Annotated in this window: 18 protein-coding genes and 1 tRNA gene; 12 read left to right on the top strand and 7 right to left on the bottom strand. The window is 40.9% G+C overall.

All coding sequences use genetic code 11. The annotated features are described in order from the left end of the window. Nucleotides 1–201 precede the first annotated feature (201 nt). The 7 genes from QMA00_RS05220 to lolB all read right to left on the bottom strand — a co-directional run bounded on the left by QMA00_RS05220 (nt 202) and on the right by lolB (nt 5,594). Nucleotides 202–278, bottom strand: a tRNA-Met gene (locus QMA00_RS05220). 322 nt (nt 279–600) lie between these two features. Next, nucleotides 601–1,692 (bottom strand): redox-regulated ATPase YchF, encoded by a 1,092-nt coding sequence (gene ychF / locus QMA00_RS05215; RefSeq protein ID WP_036982063.1) that lies wholly within the window; start codon nt 1,690–1,692, stop codon nt 601–603. Nucleotides 1,693–1,745: 53 nt separating this feature from the next. Next, nucleotides 1,746–2,330, bottom strand: a complete 585-nt coding sequence (gene pth, locus QMA00_RS05210; RefSeq protein ID WP_008467968.1) for an aminoacyl-tRNA hydrolase — start codon at nt 2,328–2,330, stop codon at nt 1,746–1,748. Between the two features lie 18 nt (nt 2,331–2,348). Next, entirely contained in the window at nt 2,349–2,963 is a 615-nt protein-coding gene (locus QMA00_RS05205; RefSeq protein WP_013465331.1) for a 50S ribosomal protein L25/general stress protein Ctc, read from the bottom strand. Between the two features lie 149 nt (nt 2,964–3,112). Beyond that, nucleotides 3,113–4,060 (bottom strand): ribose-phosphate pyrophosphokinase, encoded by a 948-nt coding sequence (locus QMA00_RS05200; protein WP_008115168.1) that lies wholly within the window; start codon nt 4,058–4,060, stop codon nt 3,113–3,115. Between the two features lie 86 nt (nt 4,061–4,146). After that, nucleotides 4,147–5,004: a 4-(cytidine 5'-diphospho)-2-C-methyl-D-erythritol kinase gene (ispE, locus tag QMA00_RS05195; protein WP_013465330.1), complete on the bottom strand. Its 858-nt coding sequence runs from the start codon at nt 5,002–5,004 to the stop codon at nt 4,147–4,149. A 2-nt stretch (nt 5,005–5,006) separates the two neighbouring features. Then, the gene (gene lolB / locus QMA00_RS05190) at nt 5,007–5,594 is read right to left on the bottom strand and encodes a lipoprotein insertase outer membrane protein LolB (protein WP_290156283.1); all 588 of its coding nucleotides are present in this window, start codon (nt 5,592–5,594) and stop codon (nt 5,007–5,009) included. A gap of 83 nt (nt 5,595–5,677) precedes the next feature. On the opposite strand from lolB, the gene hemA reads away from it, so the two are divergent. From hemA to rlmM, 12 genes are all read left to right on the top strand, one after another. Continuing rightward, nucleotides 5,678–6,934 carry a glutamyl-tRNA reductase gene (gene hemA, locus QMA00_RS05185; RefSeq protein WP_171036812.1) on the top strand — a complete coding sequence of 419 codons (1,257 nt, stop codon included), beginning with the start codon at nt 5,678–5,680 and terminating at the stop codon, nt 6,932–6,934. A gap of 7 nt (nt 6,935–6,941) precedes the next feature. Continuing rightward, nucleotides 6,942–8,027, top strand: coding sequence for a peptide chain release factor 1 (prfA, locus tag QMA00_RS05180; protein WP_010388346.1), 1,086 nt, complete (start codon nt 6,942–6,944; stop codon nt 8,025–8,027). A gap of 2 nt (nt 8,028–8,029) precedes the next feature. After that, on the top strand, nt 8,030–8,869 hold the full coding sequence (gene prmC, locus QMA00_RS05175; RefSeq protein ID WP_076922159.1) for a peptide chain release factor N(5)-glutamine methyltransferase: 840 nt from the start codon (nt 8,030–8,032) through the stop codon (nt 8,867–8,869). A gap of 55 nt (nt 8,870–8,924) precedes the next feature. Next, nucleotides 8,925–10,478 (top strand): DUF3369 domain-containing protein, encoded by a 1,554-nt coding sequence (locus QMA00_RS05170; RefSeq protein WP_076922158.1) that lies wholly within the window; start codon nt 8,925–8,927, stop codon nt 10,476–10,478. 18 nt (nt 10,479–10,496) lie between these two features. Then, the gene (locus QMA00_RS05165) at nt 10,497–10,871 is read left to right on the top strand and encodes a SirB2 family protein (RefSeq protein WP_076922157.1); all 375 of its coding nucleotides are present in this window, start codon (nt 10,497–10,499) and stop codon (nt 10,869–10,871) included. Nucleotides 10,872–11,000: 129 nt separating this feature from the next. Further along, a complete protein-coding gene (locus tag QMA00_RS05160) occupies nt 11,001–11,828 on the top strand; it encodes a tetratricopeptide repeat protein (protein WP_010388352.1) in 828 nt (275 codons plus the stop codon). A 20-nt stretch (nt 11,829–11,848) separates the two neighbouring features. Further along, a complete protein-coding gene (locus QMA00_RS05155; RefSeq protein ID WP_175610045.1) occupies nt 11,849–13,102 on the top strand; it encodes a DUF819 family protein in 1,254 nt (417 codons plus the stop codon). A 9-nt stretch (nt 13,103–13,111) separates the two neighbouring features. Then, a complete protein-coding gene (gene kdsA / locus QMA00_RS05150) occupies nt 13,112–13,966 on the top strand; it encodes a 3-deoxy-8-phosphooctulonate synthase (RefSeq protein ID WP_054202475.1) in 855 nt (284 codons plus the stop codon). Nucleotides 13,967–14,087: 121 nt separating this feature from the next. Then, nucleotides 14,088–14,984, top strand: a complete 897-nt coding sequence (locus tag QMA00_RS05145; RefSeq protein ID WP_008115185.1) for a transcriptional regulator GcvA — start codon at nt 14,088–14,090, stop codon at nt 14,982–14,984. Continuing rightward, a complete protein-coding gene (locus QMA00_RS05140; protein WP_076922156.1) occupies nt 14,984–15,640 on the top strand; it encodes an alpha/beta family hydrolase in 657 nt (218 codons plus the stop codon). Before QMA00_RS05145 ends, QMA00_RS05140 begins: the two co-directional genes overlap by 1 nt. After that, the gene (locus QMA00_RS05135; protein WP_076922153.1) at nt 15,633–16,001 is read left to right on the top strand and encodes a DUF423 domain-containing protein; all 369 of its coding nucleotides are present in this window, start codon (nt 15,633–15,635) and stop codon (nt 15,999–16,001) included. Before QMA00_RS05140 ends, QMA00_RS05135 begins: the two co-directional genes overlap by 8 nt. A gap of 17 nt (nt 16,002–16,018) precedes the next feature. Then, nucleotides 16,019–17,104, top strand: a complete 1,086-nt coding sequence (gene rlmM, locus QMA00_RS05130) for a 23S rRNA (cytidine(2498)-2'-O)-methyltransferase RlmM (protein WP_290156275.1) — start codon at nt 16,019–16,021, stop codon at nt 17,102–17,104. Nucleotides 17,105–17,135: the final 31 nt, after the last annotated feature.

Genomic DNA, 17,135 nt, shown 5'->3' with positions numbered 1-17,135 from the left:
CTAAGATACTGGAACCTAAATCCAGCGCGTCTACCAATTCCGCCACTCCCGCATCGAGTATACAGGTAACAATGTTTTAGAACCTAAATCCAGCGTCTAATTCAAGACAACTGCTAATTCCTCAACTCCCGTATTATCACTTTGAATAAATCAAAGAAATGGTAGTTATTTTAAACTCTTCATTGAGCAACAAAAAGTAAATGGTGGCTAAGACGGGATTTGAACCTGTGACCCCATCATTATGAGTGATGTGCTCTAACCAGCTGAGCTACTTAGCCATCTTTTTTGTTAACACTTCATCGCTGAGTGCGGGGCGTATTATGCTGATATGCCCCAAATTCGTCAACACCTTTTTTGCAAAAAAACACTTAAGTTGGTTTGTTTGCAGGAAAAATAGGCTAACCGGCTACTTTTTAATTAAAACGTTGCTTTTTTAACACTCTTTGTGAGCTTTGTATTGTAATTTTGGCTTTGCCTTACAATTCTAAGCCTATAGTAAGGGTAGACTAATTATTACTTTTATTCGGCTGAAAAATAAAAAGGCTCGTAAAAACGAGCCTTTAAAAAACAATGAGCCACTTAACGTGGTGCAATGTTTAATTATACGTTGAACAAGAAGTTCATTACATCGCCATCTTTAACGATGTACTCTTTACCTTCTTGGCGCATTTTACCTGCTTCTTTTGCACCGCTTTCACCTTTAAATGCAATAAAGTCATCAAAAGCAATTGTTTGTGCGCGGATAAAGCCACGTTCAAAGTCGGTATGAATTTTACCAGCTGCTTGTGGCGCTGTTGCACCTACTGGGATAGTCCATGCACGTACTTCTTTTACACCCGCAGTAAAGTAAGTTTGCAAATGTAGTAGCTCATAGCCACCACGAATAACAAGGTTAAGTCCTGGCTCTTCAAGACCTAGGTCAGCCATAAACTCTAATTTGTCTTCTTCGTCAAGCTCAGATAGCTCAGATTCGATAGCTGCACACACAGGCACAACAACCGCATCCTCAGCAGCCGCTATTTCACGGACACGATCAAGTAGTGGGTTATTTTCAAATCCGTCTTCAGCCACGTTAGCAATATACATAGTTGGCTTGATAGTTAAGAAGTTAATAGGCGCAATGGCTGCTTTTTCTTCTTTTGTTAGCGCTAAAGAACGTAAAGTTAAGCCTTCATCAAGATGCACTTTTACTTTTTCAAGTACCGCATTTTGCTCTTTTGCGTCTTTATCGCCACCTTTTGCTTTTTTCGCATTACGGAATATTGCTTTATCAGCACTGTCCATATCAGCAAGTACTAGCTCGGTGTTGATCACGTCAATATCGTCCGCAGGGTCGATAGTACCAGCAACGTGAATAACGTTTTCATCTTCAAAACAACGAACTACATGGCCAATCGCATCTGTTTCACGAATATTTGCTAAAAACTGATTGCCTAGGCCTTCACCTTTCGATGCACCTTTAACTAAACCTGCAATATCCACAAATTCCATACTAGTTGTAATAATACGTTGCGGGTTAACAATTTTAGCAAGTTCGTCTAGGCGAGGATCTGGCACCGGTACCACACCTGTATTAGGTTCAATGGTACAAAAAGGAAAGTTAGCGGCTTCAATACCCGCTTTAGTCAATGCATTGAAAAGTGTTGATTTACCAACATTAGGCAAGCCAACGATGCCACATTTAAAACCCATAGTAAGATACCTTGTTTAGATTCGTTTAATACGTGCGTACGTATACCCAAAAATTAGGGTTTAAACGAATGTAGTCTGTTTTGTGCTTTTAACACACCGTCTTTAGCAAGTATTTCCATACAACGAACTGCTTCATCAACTGCGGCATCCATTTTTTCTTGATCGTCCTTGGCTGCTTTACCAAGCACCCAACCGGTGACCATTTCGCGATGTCCTGGATGACCTACACCTATGCGTAAGCGCATAAAGTCTTTTTGATTTGCCATTTTTGCAATAATGTCTTTTAAGCCATTATGACCGCCATGTCCGCCGCCTTTTTTTAATTTAGCAACGCCCGGGTCTAAATCCAATTCATCATGGGCAACAAGTATGTCTTCCACGGGGATTTTAAAAAAATTGGCTAAACTACTCACCGCTTTGCCACTTAAGTTCATGTAAGTGGTGGGGATCAGTAATTTGAATTCTTTGCCTTGAATAATCACTTTACCAGTAAGGCCGTGATATTTAGGGTCGTGTTTTAGCGTGCAGTTGTAGCGTGCAGCGAGTTCTTGAATGAACCAAGCACCTGCGTTGTGGCGTGTATTTGCGTATTCGGGGCCTGGATTAGCCAGGCCCACAAGCATTTGAATAGAATTCAAGGTGCGAGACCTTAAATATTATTCTGCAGCGTCTGAAGCGTCGTCTTCAGTTGGAGCTGCTTTGTTAGCTTTGATAGTAACGATAGACTGATCGTGGCCTTCGCCTTTACCAAGCTCAACAGATTGAACACCTTTAGGGAACGCAAGATCTGTAAGGTGGATTGAATCACCAGCAACAAGATCAGATACGTCTACTTCGATGAATTCTGGAAGTGACTTAGGAAGACAAGAAATCTCAACTTCAGTTAACTGGTGAACAACAGTTGCACCTAACTTAGTTACTTTCTCTTCACCGATGAAGTGTAAAGGAACCTTAGTTACTAGTTTATGAGTTGCGTCTACACGTTGGAAATCAAGGTGAGTAAGCTTAGGCTTGAAAGGGTGACGTTGGATATCTTTTAAGATTGCTTCAACTTTCTCGCCACCTACATTTAATGTAAGGATGTGAGTGTAAAAGCCTTCGTCTTCTTGTGCTTTGATCATATCTTTATGAGCAAAAGTAAGCGATACCGCTTCTTTATCAGCTCCATAAAGGATTGCCGGCACTTTGTCTTCGCGACGTAGGCGGCGGCTCGCACCAGTACCAGTTTCTACGCGAAGTTCAGCGTCATAAGTATAAGTTGTGTTAGACATGATGTCTCCAATAATTAAAAGTGTTAGGGCCTTTGCGACCAAGGTCCCTAGCCAAAAGGCGCGCTATCATACCACTGCGGGTTTATAAAATAAACATCGCTTACAAAAAAAGCGCCAAAAGGCGCTTTTATACTCATTAATGTTTAACTTTAGTGTTCAAACATTGCCGAGATAGATTCTTCGTTGCTAATGCGACGAATAGTCTCTGCTAACATATCTGCAAGCGTTAATACTTTAACAATATCAAGGGCTTTTAGTTCGTCAGACAGTGGAATTGAGTCAGTTACAATCACTTCGTCAATTACAGAGTTACGTAAGTTTTCTGCAGCTGTACCAGAAAGAATAGGGTGAGTAGCGTAAGCAAATACACGTTTAGCACCATGCTCTTTAAGGGCTTCAGCGGCTTTACACAATGTACCACCGGTATCAATCATGTCATCAACAATAATACAATCGCGGCCTTCAACGTCACCAATAATGTGCATTACTTGAGAAACGTTAGCTTGAGGGCGACGTTTATCGATAATTGCTAAGTCGGTATCGTTTAATAGTTTTGCAATTGCACGGGCACGCACCACGCCACCAATATCAGGTGATACAACAACCACGTCATCAAAGTCGCGGTTTTTCATATCTTCTAATAATACAGGGCTACCAAATACGTTATCCACTGGTACATCAAAGAAGCCTTGGATTTGCTCAGCGTGTAAATCAACCGTAAGAACGCGGTCAACACCTACACTTGATAAGAAATCCGCAACCACTTTAGCTGTAATTGGTACACGGGCAGAGCGTACGCGACGATCTTGACGAGCATAACCAAAATAAGGGATAACAGCAGTGATACGACCGGCCGATGCACGGCGTAACGCATCAACCATAACGATAAGTTCCATCAGGTTATCGTTAGTAGGGGCACAGGTTGATTGCAAGATAAAAACATCCGAGCCACGAACATTTTCATTAATTTGAACACTGATCTCACCGTCACTAAAACGGCCAACAACAGCATCGCCTAATTCAATATATAAACGTTTTGCAACTTTTTGAGCTAGGTCAGGTGTTGCGTTACCAGCGAAGAGCTTCATGTCAGGCACGGTAGGGTTCCTCAGGCACTGAATTTTTGGACTAACTTACATTGAGTGAACAAAGTAGGTTAACTTATGATTACTTGTACGTTACTTCATTTATCAATGATGGCGGCTAACTCCGTATGAGCAGGAGAGGTACTAACGCTGGATGCGATAAAACCCTGCCAAGTATGGGGGAGGTTAGCAAGTACATCTTGTGCTTGAACTTGGCTAGCAAATTCAACAAAACAACATGAACCTGTTCCGGTCATCTTTGATGGAGCGTATTTTAGCAACCACTGCAGGGTTTTTTCAACCTCGGGGCACAGCTTTTTCACTAAAGGCTCACAATCGTTGGTTAAAATTTGCTGTTGCCAGTCGCCAGAAAGTTTTGGTGTATCACGTTTTAAATCAGGGTGAGTAAATATTTGTGCTGTGCTGACATGTTGATTTGGGAAGACAACACAATACCACTTTGGCGGCAGTTCTAGGTACTCTAATTGCTCGCCAATGCCATGTGCTATGGCACTTTTACCTTTAATGAATACAGGCACATCAGCACCGAGTTTCAGGCCTAAATCAGCCAGTTCATCTAAAGATAGGGCTGTATTCCAAAGCGTATTAAGAGCTAAAAGCGTTGATGCAGCATCGGATGAACCGCCTCCAACACCTCCCCCCATGGGTAAGCGTTTAGTTAAATTTATTTTTGCACCCATATCCACTTTACAGTGGGTTTGTAATAATAACGCCGCTTTGTAAATCAAATTGTCGGTTAGCGCAATGCCATTGGTGTCGCCGCTAATACTTATAAGAGTATCCGTGCTTAGTTTAAAATGGAGCTCGTCACCATAATTTAAAAACGTAAATAAAGTTTCTAATTCATGGTAACCATCATCACGGCGGCCATTAATGTGTAAAAATAAATTAAGCTTAGCTGGGGCAATCAGCGAAAATTCAGAGTGAGTATACATAGTTAGTTAAACTGCCAGTCATAGAGTTTGATTTTAATTTTAATCTTTTCATGGGTTAAGGTTAAAGCATTCGGTAACCAAAAACCGTATTTTTGGACGTAACTTGTGTAACTTATTTGCCACTTTTTACCATTATCATCAAACCATAACACGCTTTTAGCACGCCCTAATTGATCAATTTCTAAGGTGTGATCGTCAATGGTAGCTTTTAACCATGGGCCTGCGTTATTAACCGGTAAAGTAAACCCCGTTAAACGTTGTAAAAGTGCACTGGCGTTACTATCAAAATACGGTTGGTCATCAAAGATTAATTCGGCGCCGACTGCGGTTTGTTTAAGCGATAAAATCCGTGTGCCAATAAACGTGGTTAACACTAAATAATTACTATTTTGTGTTTGTTGCCAATTTAAGTTGGCAGATTGGCGCTCATCTGGGCTAATAAACGCAAGTTTACCGTCTACTTGCCAAGTTTTTTGTGTACTAAGACGTAACTTCCAGTCTTCGTAAGGCTCTGTTTTGTAATTGTTTTTACTTGCGCAGCCGGTTAAAAATACAAATAGCAGTGTTAAAATCAAATATTGTCGAGTCAAATGTTGTTCCTTACTTTCCATATTCCTGAGATTTTTGATAAAATTGCCGCCTATGTAGTAGGGCTCAGCAATATTTGGCAGATATGACCATAATAGCACTTGGTATTAATCACAAAACCGCATCCGTAGAATTACGAGAAAAAGTGGCCTTTTCGCCTGAGCAAATTTCAGAGGCGCTACAACAATTAAGTGGCCATGCCGACTTTAATGAAGCGGTTATTGTCTCTACCTGTAATCGCACTGAGGTGTATTGTAGCCTTGCACAGCAAAATTCCCAAACATTGTTGCAATGGTTGGCCAGTTTCCATGGTTTAGATGAACATGAACTGAGTAAAAATATCTACTGTCATGAAGACAGCGCTGCAATAAATCATTTGATGCGTGTAGCCTGTGGGCTTGACTCGCTGGTGTTAGGCGAACCACAAATTTTAGGGCAAATAAAACAAGCCTATAATAGTGCCAAAACCCATGATGCGGTGGGCGTTACGTTTGATCGTTTGTTTCAAAAAACCTTTTCGGTGGCAAAAGAAGTACGCACCGAAACTAACATTGGTGCGAGTGCAGTCTCGGTTGCGTTTGCTGCGGTTAATCTTGCAAAGCATATTTATGGCAAATTAGACAAAACCAAGGTGCTATTAATTGGTGCTGGTGAAACCATTGAGCTGGTAGCAAAACATTTATACCAAAATGAGCCACAAAAAATAACGGTAGCTAATAGAACAATAGAACGCGCTCGCGGCTTAGCGGATGAAGTGTCAGCAGATGTTATTGCCTTGGCACAATTACCAGAACGATTACACCAAGCTGATATTGTGATTAGCTCCACTGCCAGTACTTTACCTATTATTGGTAAAGGGGTGGTGGAACAAGCACTGAAACAACGTCGTTATAAGCCTATGCTATTTATAGATATTGCTGTACCACGCGATATTGAAAGCCAAGTCGGAGAGCTTGACGACGCTTATTTATATTCTGTTGATGACTTACAAGCCATTGTTAGCGAAAACATGGCTGCTCGTGAGCAAGCGGCAGAACAAGCACAAATTATTATTAGTGAGCGCACCAAAGAGTTTTTTATGTGGCTGCGTTCACTTGATTCAGTGGATTTAATTCGCCACTACCGTAATGATGTACAAACTACAAAAGCAGAACTTGTAGATAGGGCCCTAAGCCAGCTAAATACAGGTAAAAATGCAGAAAAAGTAATTTTAGAGCTAGCCAATAAATTAACCAATCGCTTAATGCACGCGCCTACCCGTGCCATCCAAGATGCAGCGAAAAAAGGTGAAGTGGCTCAGTTAAATCAATTGAAAAAAATGTTAGGTATAGATCAGGAATAACAGTTAAATGAAAGAGTCCGTTTATCGTAAATTAGAAACCTTAGTTGAGCGCTATGAAGAAGTACAAGCGCTACTAAGTGACCCATCGGTCATTAGTGATCAAAACCGCTTTCGTACTCTTTCAAAAGAATACTCTGAGCTTGAAGAAGTGGTAAAAACATTTTTAGCGTACCAGCAAGCACAAGAGGATTTGAGCAGTGCTGAAGAAATGCTTAAAGATTCAGACCCTGAAATGCGTGAAATGGCACAAGAAGAATACAAAGAAGCAAAAGCACAGATTTCGACTTTAGAAGATGACATTCAAGTTCTGATGCTCCCTAAAGATCCGAGAGACAACAACAATGTATTTTTAGAGGTTCGTGCAGGAACAGGGGGCGATGAAGCTGCTATTTTTGCTGGCGACTTATTCAGAATGTATAGCCGTTACGCAGAAACAAAAAAATGGAAAGTAGAGGTTGTTACCACCAACGAAGGTGAGCACGGTGGTTACAAAGAAGTAATTGCTAACATCAGCGGTGAAGGTGTTTACGGACAATTAAAATTTGAATCAGGCGTTCACCGTGTACAACGTGTTCCTGAAACTGAGTCTCAAGGCCGTGTACATACCTCAGCATGTACTGTAGCTGTTATGGCTGAAGTACCAGAAGCAGAAGCCATCGAAATCAATACTGCCGATATTAAAGTTGATACTTTTAGAGCGTCGGGCGCGGGTGGTCAGCACGTAAATAAAACCGACTCTGCCATTCGCATTACCCATTTACCTACGGGTGTAGTGGTTGAGTGTCAAGATGAGCGCTCTCAGCATAAAAACCGTGCTAAAGCGATGTCGGTATTGGCTGCACGCCTTCAGCAAGCTGAAGATGAAAAGCGTCATGCTGCTGAAGCATCAGAGCGTCGTAACTTAGTGGGCAGCGGTGATCGTTCTGAGCGTATTCGTACCTACAATTATCCACAAGGTCGTATTACCGATCACCGTATTAACCTAACACTTTATCGTCTTAATGAAGTGGTAGCGGGTGACTTAGGCGCTGTGGTTGAGCCACTAATGCAAGAGCATCAAGCCGACTTACTTGCAGCAATGGGCGACGATTAATCGTGAACCCCACTGTTGAAAACGCTATTGCTACAGGTGCTAATTTATTAGCATCAAGTAGTGATAGCGCAAAGTTAGATGCACAAGTATTACTGCTCAATATTTTACAAAAACCACGAAGTTATTTATTTACTTGGCCTGAAAAACAGCTCACAGATCAGCAGTATCAGGCATTTCAACATGCTTGTGAACGTCGCTTACAAGGCGAACCCGTTTCGCACATTACCGGGTGCCGTGAATTTTGGAGTTTGCAACTTGAAGTGAACCCAACAACACTCATCCCTCGACCTGATACAGAAACCTTAGTTGAGCTTGCGCTTGAATGCGAAGTGCCTAAAAACGCGAAAGTACTTGATTTAGGTACGGGTACCGGGGCAATAGCACTGGCGCTAGGGAGTGAAATGCCTACTTGGGATATTACGGCTGTTGATCGTATTGATGACGCGGTGGCGTTGGCCAAGCGCAACCAACAACGTTTAGCGATAAATAATGTCACTGTTGAGCAAAGTAACTGGTTCAGTGCGTTAAAAAACAAAAAATTTGATCTAATTGTAACCAATCCACCCTATATAGAACATGACGATGTACACTTATATCAAGGCGACGTACGCTTTGAACCTTTGTCTGCATTAATTGCAGATGATGCAGGAATGGCTGATATTAAACAAATAATTACACAATCACGTGACTATTTACACGCAAGTGGCTATCTTTTAATTGAACACGGATTTGAGCAAAGTGCAGCTGTTCGTCATATTTTCAATCAAATGGCGTTTATAAATGTAAGCACAGTGAAAGATCTTGGTAATAACGACCGCGTAACGTTCGGACAATGGCCCTAAATAATTTAAAATAGCTCCGTTGTTTGTTTGCATATGGTTTAAGGAATTCTATGTGATGGAAGATTTTTTATTTTCAAATGAACAACCACCTGAAGTAGCAAGTGAAGAGCAAGGGACATGGAAAGTTTTAATAGTTGATGATGAGCCAGAGGTTCATGCTGTAACCCGCTTAGCGTTAAGTGACTTTAAATTCCAAGATAAACGTTTGGAATTTATTAGCGCTTACTCAGGTGCAGAGGCAAAAAAGTTAATTGATGATCATCCTGATGCAGCCATCATCCTACTTGATGTTGTAATGGAAACAGACGACGCCGGTTTGCAAGTCGCGAAGTACATACGCGATACCGTTAAAAATAATTACATTCGTATCATTTTACGTACTGGGCAACCGGGGCAAGCGCCTGAACGCCAAGTTATTGTGAATTACGACATAAATGACTACAAATCAAAAACAGAACTCACCGCACAAAAACTATTCACCGTGATGATGGCTAGTCTTCGCTCGTATCGAGATATTATTTCTATTGAGCAGTCACGTGAGGGGCTAGAAAAAATAATTACCGCCTCTCGCAATATTTTTGCCACTCATTCAATGGATAACTTTATTGAGGGGGTGATGCAGCAGCTAACGTCCTTACTTAACGTGGCCGACGAAGCTATGTACGCCACCACCTTAGTTGCGCAAAATCCGTCAGAGGAATTAAATAAAAAACTGATTGTTTGCTCTGGCACTGGTGATTTTGCTAAGCGCGAAGGGGAAGAGCTAGAAACAGTATTAGCAGCAGATCAACTCTTAGCGTGCCAAGAAGCCCTAGCCAACAAAGCAATTGTTTACAGAGATGACTATTTGTTTGCCTACTGCAGTAGTAAGTTTAATCATAATTCGATGTTATTTGTATCCGGTGTGCCATCTAAACTGACGGATACGCAACGAAATTTAATTGAAATTTTTTCTCAAAATGTGCAGTTGGCATTTGAAAATGTACAATTACATACTGAAGTTGAAGCCACCCAACAAGAACTTGTTTATCGTTTAAGTGAAGCGGTTGAACAGCGCTCATGTGAAACGGGTAATCACGTAAAGCGGGTTGCTTATATTTGTTATGAGTTGGCATTAGGGTATGGATTATCTGAAGAGCAAGCGAATTTAATTCGTTTTGCATCGCCTTTACATGATGTGGGAAAAATAGGTATTCCGGATGCTATTTTAAATAAACCCGGTAAATTAAACAGTGATGAGTGGGAAGTTATGAAAACCCATGCAGGCAAAGGCTACGCCATTTTAAAAGATTCACCGCGTAAAATAGTCAGTGCAGGGGCGTTAATTGCACAGCAACATCACGAAAAATGGGATGGGTCTGGTTACCCTTGCGGCTTAAAAGGCGAGCGTATCGATATTTTTGCTCGCATAGTGGCATTGGCAGATGTTTATGATGCACTGCGCCATAAACGTTGTTATAAAGGTGCGTGGACGCTTGAAGAAGCGGTTGCGGAGATCAATGCAAATAAAGGCACGCATTTTGATCCTAAACTTGTTGATGTATTCAATGATAGACTTGAAGAACTTGAGGCGGTACTTTTACGCTTTCCTGATAAAACACATAACTAAACAGAAGTAACAATACACATGGATTATTTAGCATTAAAACATACGCACATGGTAATTGCGCTAGTGAGTATTATTTTATTTTACGTACGTTCTTTTTCTCGCATGGGCAGTGGTAGCCTTGCTAAAAATAAAGTGGTTTTTATTGGTAGCCACAGTATAGACACTTTACTAATCATCTCGGCTATTACTTTAATGGCCATGGCTAAAATAAATCCATTAGAGCAACTTTGGTTATTAGAAAAAATTGTGCTGGTGGTTGTTTATATCGCTGTTGGGATTATTAGTGCTAAGCAAACCTCGACATTACCTAAGGTCATCTTTTTAGTGTTTAACACTGCGGTTATCTTAGCTATTGGCTTTTTAGCAACTGCTAAAGCCCCGCTATTGTTATAATTAACAATATTTGTTTAAGCTTTGCACCCAAGGTGCAAAGCTTACCTCTTTAATTCATTTCTGATTATTGGTATCTAGCCTTAAAATTAGGTAAACTACGTGTTCGTTTTCTAGAATGTTGTAGTATGAATGACCACCCTCGGGTTTGATGAACACGATGAATCTTATATAGAAGATGCTTACGATGATTTTTTGCCGCCGGCTATATATCGTTGTATTAAAGCAGAAGCTAAATGGGACCCTCAAATAGACTTAACACCAAGTCTTGAAATATTGACTGCTTTTGAGCAACAAATAGAGACTATTTGTTCGCAAACACGCGATGCACATGATCGTTTAGAACAACTACTTGATTGCTTTTACAGTCAGTGGTTATTTAGTGCGTCAAGCCTTAAAGTACCTGAGTACAAGCTAAACAGTATTAGCTACACCTTATCTATGCGCAGTGGTACACCCACGACCTTAGCTATTTTATTATGCCATTTTTTACAGCATGCAAAACTAGATGCTAGTGTAAGCATAACTCAAGGCGAAGTGGGCATTCACGTCGCAATGAGCGATGATGAAGGGTACATTGTTGAGCCAAGTAGTGGTCAACAAAGCTGGTATATCATTCCTGAAAATACCAACGAAGATAATGCACAAGAGCAAGAGCCTCTTGAGCTTATTTTTGAAGACGAAGTATATAAATTATTTTTAGCGCAACAAAAATGGTCTTTTATTAGTGAGAACAAATTTGGTCATGCGTTAACTTGCGTTGATTTGTTAATGGAAATGCTAGGGGATGATCCCTATGAGCGACGCGACAGAGGCTATTTACTAAATCAGCTAGGTTGCCCTAAAATGGCACGAGATGATTTACAATTTTTTGTTGATGAATGTCCCGACGACCCTGCTATTGAAGTCATCCAACATCAAATCGAAGAACTTGAAGATAATCATAAAACCCACCATTAAAAATAAAAATAGGAAACGTTATGGCTGATCCCCAAACTGCGTTGATTACCAATGATGCCGTTGTACTTGGTTTATTGGCGATTATTTTAGGGTTTATTTTCAAAACCTCAAATAGTCAACGCCCAGGTCTTGTGGCATTTTATAAATATGTACCGGCATTATTGCTGTGTTATTTTTTGCCGTCATTGTTAAATACCTTTGGTATTGTTGATGGCTCGCAATCGAGTGTGTATTACGTTGCCTCGCGGTATTTATTACCTGCGTGTTTAATTTTATTAACCATTAGCATTGATTTAAAAGCGATTATTAATTTAGGTCCTAAAGCATTAATTATGTTTTTAACCGGCACCGCAGGTATTGTGATTGGTGGCCCATTAGCTATTCTAATAATGAGTGCTGTTTATCCAGAAGCGGTAGGTGGACATGGCCCTGACGCTGTTTGGCGTGGTATGACAACCATTGCAGGTAGCTGGATTGGTGGCGGTGCAAACCAAGCATCTATGAAAGAAATGTTTGAAGTGGGTGGCGATATTTTCTCAGCCATGGTCACCGTGGATGTGATAGTGGCTAATTTATGGATGGCAGTATTATTATTAATGGCGGCTAACCATAAAGCGATTGATGCCAAAGCGGGGGCCGATACCACTGCGATTGAAGATTTAAAACAGCGTGTTGAAAAATACCATGCAGAGCATGCCCGTATGCCAACGCTGAATGATTACATGATGATTATTGCTATTGCCTTTGGTATTACTGGTTTAGCACATTTTTGTGCTGATATTTTAGGACCGTTCTTTGCCAATAACTATGCATGGGCAAAAGAATACAGTTTAAATAGTAAGTTCTTTTGGCTTATTGTTATATCGACCACTATAGGCATTAGTTTATCGTTCACTAGAGTGCGTCATATCGAAGCCTTTGGCTCGTCTAAAGTGGCATCAGCATTTTTATATATCTTAGTAGCATCAATTGGCCTGCATATGAATGTGATGGCGATTTTTGATTCACCAATGTATTTTGTGCTTGGTGCAATTTGGATGCTAACTCACGCCAGCTTAATGCTGATTGTTGCTAAACTAATTAAAGCGCCGTTATTTTACATGGCTGTTGGCTCTCAGGCCAATGTAGGTGGCGCGGCCTCGGCTCCTGTTGTCGCCGCTGCGTTTCATCCATCACTGGCACCGGTAGGCGTTTTATTAGCAGTACTAGGCTATGGTGTAGGTACATATATGGCGTATATTTGTGGATTAATGATGCAAGCAGTTGCACCATAAGGAATTAAAATGAACAACCAAGTTATAAATATTAATCAAATAGAACTGGCAAATGATAAACCTTTCGTTTTATTTGGTGGCATGAATGTGCTGGAATCTCGTGATTTAGCGATGCGTATTGCCGAGCATTATGTTGAAGTGACCACTAAATTAAATATTCCTTATGTATTTAAGGCGTCATTTGATAAAGCCAATCGCTCGTCAATCAATTCTTACCGTGGTCCGGGCATGGAAGAAGGCTTAAAGATATTTGAAGAGATTAAAAATACCTTTAATATTCCGCTGATCACCGATGTGCACGAACCTCATCAAGCAGCACCGGTTGCTGAGGTTGTTGATGTTATTCAGCTACCGGCATTTTTGGCTCGTCAAACAGACTTAGTGGTTGCAATGGCAAAAACAGGCGCGATTATTAATGTGAAAAAGCCACAGTTTTTAGCCCCACATGAAATGCGTCATATCATTACTAAATTTAATGAAGCGGGCAATAATAATGTGGCCTTGTGTGAACGTGGTTCAAGCTTTGGTTATAACAACCTAGTGGTTGATATGCTGGGCATGGATGACATGAAAACCATGGCGCCCGTTATATTTGACGCTACTCATGCGCTACAACGTCCTGGCGGTCGAGCTGATTCTGCCGATGGTCGTCGTGCTCAAGCAGCAGAACTGGCTCGTAGTGGCATGGCACTGGGTATTGCAGGCTTATTTATTGAAGCACACCCAAATCCAAATGAAGCAAAATGTGATGGCCCTTGTGCATTAGCACTGAGTAAATTAGAAGGGTACTTATCGCAAATGAAAGCGGTTGATGATTTAATCAAAAGCTTTGCTCCGCTTGATACCAGTGCTAGCGATTTATAAAAGAGTGATTAACTCATAAAAAAGCGACTTCGGTCGCTTTTTTTGTGGCTTGAATATACTCTTTCCCAGCATAGGTATATAATTCACCGCATAAGAAAAACTAATTCTAAGCTTGGTTGCCATGTCAAGACGAGTTCCTCCATTAAACGCGCTAAAAGCTTTTGAAGCTGCAGCCCGTCATTTAAGCTTTACTAAAGCCGCAGAAGAGTTGTATGTGACGCAGGCTGCGGTAAGCCATCAAATTAAAACCCTCGAAGAGCACTTAGGGTTAAAGTTGTTTTTGCGTAAAAATCGCTCGTTACTTTTGACCGAAGAAGGTCAAGGCTACTTTTTAGATATTAAAGAGATTTTTACTCAGCTAATTGACGCAACCGAAAAGCTACTAGCCCGTGGTGCAAAAGGCTCGCTAACAGTGAGTTTAACCCCGAGCTTTGCGATTCAATGGCTTATTCCTCGATTGAGCTTATTTAACGAGTTACACCCTGAAATTGATGTGCGAATTAAAGCCCAAGATCAGGACGAAAACTCGTTAACAGACGATGTTGATATTTCAATTTATTATGGTCGCGGTCATTGGAGTGGCGTACAAGCTTATAAATTGCACACTGAATACTTAGTGCCACTGTGTAGCCCATTATTGTTAAGTGGCCCTAGAGCGCTTAATCAACCAAGTGATTTAGCAAACCATACGTTGTTGCATGACACCACGCGTAAAAACTGGAAAACGTGGATGAAAACCGCGGGTGTTCGCAACGTACAAGTTAACCAAGGGCCTATTTTTAGTCATTCATCTATGGTGCTGCAAGCTGCGGTACATGGCCAAGGTGTTGCAATTGGTAATAGTGTTTTAGCAAAACCAGATATTGATGCAGGTCGATTAGTGATCCCGTTTAATCACAGTTTAGAAAGTAAAAACGCCTATTATTTGGTGATCCGTGAGTCGCAAAATGAATTAGGTAAAATTGTGTCATTTAAAGATTGGATGTTAAGCCTAGTTGAACAGGAGCAAGAATATTAATGAGCATTGAATGGGTTAAAAGCAGTCAGCAACCTGCAATCGCACAGTTTATATTTGCGCATGGTGCAGGGGCTGGCAGTGATTCTGAGTTTATGCAAACCATGGCCAAACAGCTCAGTGAGTATGGTATTGACGTTGGGCTGTTTGATTTTGAATACATGCAAATTGCTAAACAAACCAATAAACGTCGCCCACCAGAGCGAGCACCAAAATTACTTACATATTTTGATCATATACTTACTCAAGCTGATGCAAATTTACCGCTATTTATAGGGGGTAAATCAATGGGCGGGCGCATGGCGTCTATGCTTGCTTGCTCAACCTCGCATGCTGTTTTAGGTGTACTTGCGTTTGGTTATCCGTTTCATCCACCGGGCAAGCCAGAAAAGCTCCGCACAGATCACTTTGCAGACATACCATGTCCTTTTTTAGTACTACAAGGTGAACGAGACACCTTTGGCACCCGTGAAGAGCTTGCCACAATGGCAATGCCAAAACAGCCGCAGTATATATGGTTAACTGATGGTGACCACTCACTAAAACCACGTAAAAAAAGTGGTATAACCGAGCAACAAAACCTGAATGTTTCAGCAATGCAGGCGGCTAACTTTATCAAAAGCACCATTGAGAATGTAAAAGAGGAAAAACATGATTAAACTATTTTTACTCGCAGGCAGCTTTTTTTGTATGCTTTCAGTGATACTGGGTGCATTTGCTGCCCATGGTTTAAAAAGTCGCTTATCAGATTACGCTATTGGTATTTTTAAAACCGCCGCCGAGTATCAAATGGTACATGGGCTGGCACTGATTGCAGTGGCAATCTTAATAAAGTGGGGCATTAACTTAAGCATGGCAGGTGGTTTTTTTATAGCGGGTATACTGTTATTTAGTGGCAGCTTATATTTACTGGCTTTAACCGGCTTAAAGTGGCTGGGCCCAATTACACCACTAGGTGGACTGTGTTTTATTATTGGTTGGATAGTTATTTTAGTGCAAGTTGCACGATTTAAGTTTTAAAGAGTTTAAGGGTTAATATGTCTAGTGTTGTGATTTACTGTCGTAGTGGTTTTGAAAGCGATGCCGCTGCTGAAATAACGTTTCACGCCGCCGAGCAAGGGTTTGCTGGGTATGTAAAAGCAAAACCAAATACCGGTTATGTTATTTATGAATGTTTTGAAGCGCAGCACAGCGACGAAATAATCAAAAAAGTTGATTTTAAAAATATGGTATTTGCACGCCAATGGTTTGCCGGTAACCTGATAGAAAATATGCCATTAGAGGATAGAGTGGGCGCTATTGTAGATGCCGCAAAAGACTTTACTTTATGCTCTGAACTACGAGTAGAAACACCCGATACCAACGAGGGCAAAGAGTTACTGACTTTTTGTAAAAAAATATCAACTCCGCTTAAAAAAGCACTCGAGAAACAAAACACCGTATTACGTGAACCAAAAGCAAATCGTCCAGTGATGCATGTGCTGTTTTTAGCTAATAATACTGCGTATGTGGGTTACTCTTACAGTTATAACAACTCACCTTTCTTTATGGGTATTTTACGTTTACGTATGCCAAGCGATGGCCCAAGCCGTTCAACCCTTAAGTTAGATGAGGCATTTAATGTGTTTATTTCTGAGCAGCAGCGTGAGTCGCGAGTACAGGCTGGGATGCGCAGCGTTGATTTAGGTGCTTGCCCAGGCGGCTGGACTTATCAGTTAGTTCGCCGTGGTATGTTTGTTAGCGCGATAGATAATGGCCCAATGAATGAAAGTTTAATGGAAACAGGGCAAGTAAAACATTTTAGAGAAGACGGTTTTAAATATCGGCCAGAAAAAAGAAATATCACTTGGTTAGTTTGCGATATGGTAGAAAAACCTACGAAAGTAACCAACCTGATGATTGACTGGGCAGTAAATGCCTATGCAAAAGAGCTTATTTTCAATCTAAAATTACCGATGAAAAAACGCTTTGACAGTGTGTATGAATGTCTAAAAATGATTAGAGAAGAAATGGCGAAGTTCGGTATCAGCTACGAATTACAAGCTAAGCATTTGTACCATGATCGTGAAGAGATAACGGTGCACTTAAACGTAATTAAAGTACCACAAAGCTTATATAGTTAATTGATTAGCGAGTATAAAAAATGGGCCAACA

Origin of the sequence: Pseudoalteromonas sp. APC 3694 (assembly GCF_030407565.1) — a bacterium.
Taxonomy (GTDB): domain Bacteria; phylum Pseudomonadota; class Gammaproteobacteria; order Enterobacterales; family Alteromonadaceae; genus Pseudoalteromonas; species Pseudoalteromonas tetraodonis.
This window is presented reverse-complemented; position numbering and strand designations above follow the sequence as displayed.

What these genes read in the sequence shown, in the direction of transcription:
- kdsA (WP_054202475.1), top strand. Translation starts at nt 13,112, where the DNA reads ATGAACAACCAAGTTATAAATATTAATCAAATAGAACTGGCAAATGAT.
- QMA00_RS05160 (WP_010388352.1), top strand. Translation starts at nt 11,001, where the DNA reads ATGACCACCCTCGGGTTTGATGAACACGATGAATCTTATATAGAAGAT.
- prfA (WP_010388346.1), top strand. Translation starts at nt 6,942, where the DNA reads ATGAAAGAGTCCGTTTATCGTAAATTAGAAACCTTAGTTGAGCGCTAT.
- hemA (WP_171036812.1), top strand. Translation starts at nt 5,678, where the DNA reads ATGACCATAATAGCACTTGGTATTAATCACAAAACCGCATCCGTAGAA.
- ychF (WP_036982063.1), bottom strand. Translation starts at nt 1,692, where the DNA reads ATGGGTTTTAAATGTGGCATCGTTGGCTTGCCTAATGTTGGTAAATCA.
- QMA00_RS05205 (WP_013465331.1), bottom strand. Translation starts at nt 2,963, where the DNA reads ATGTCTAACACAACTTATACTTATGACGCTGAACTTCGCGTAGAAACT.
- QMA00_RS05140 (WP_076922156.1), top strand. Translation starts at nt 14,984, where the DNA reads ATGAGCATTGAATGGGTTAAAAGCAGTCAGCAACCTGCAATCGCACAG.
- QMA00_RS05145 (WP_008115185.1), top strand. Translation starts at nt 14,088, where the DNA reads ATGTCAAGACGAGTTCCTCCATTAAACGCGCTAAAAGCTTTTGAAGCT.
- ispE (WP_013465330.1), bottom strand. Translation starts at nt 5,004, where the DNA reads ATGTATACTCACTCTGAATTTTCGCTGATTGCCCCAGCTAAGCTTAAT.
- QMA00_RS05170 (WP_076922158.1), top strand. Translation starts at nt 8,925, where the DNA reads ATGGAAGATTTTTTATTTTCAAATGAACAACCACCTGAAGTAGCAAGT.
- rlmM (WP_290156275.1), top strand. Translation starts at nt 16,019, where the DNA reads ATGTCTAGTGTTGTGATTTACTGTCGTAGTGGTTTTGAAAGCGATGCC.
- QMA00_RS05165 (WP_076922157.1), top strand. Translation starts at nt 10,497, where the DNA reads ATGGATTATTTAGCATTAAAACATACGCACATGGTAATTGCGCTAGTG.
- QMA00_RS05155 (WP_175610045.1), top strand. Translation starts at nt 11,849, where the DNA reads ATGGCTGATCCCCAAACTGCGTTGATTACCAATGATGCCGTTGTACTT.
- QMA00_RS05135 (WP_076922153.1), top strand. Translation starts at nt 15,633, where the DNA reads ATGATTAAACTATTTTTACTCGCAGGCAGCTTTTTTTGTATGCTTTCA.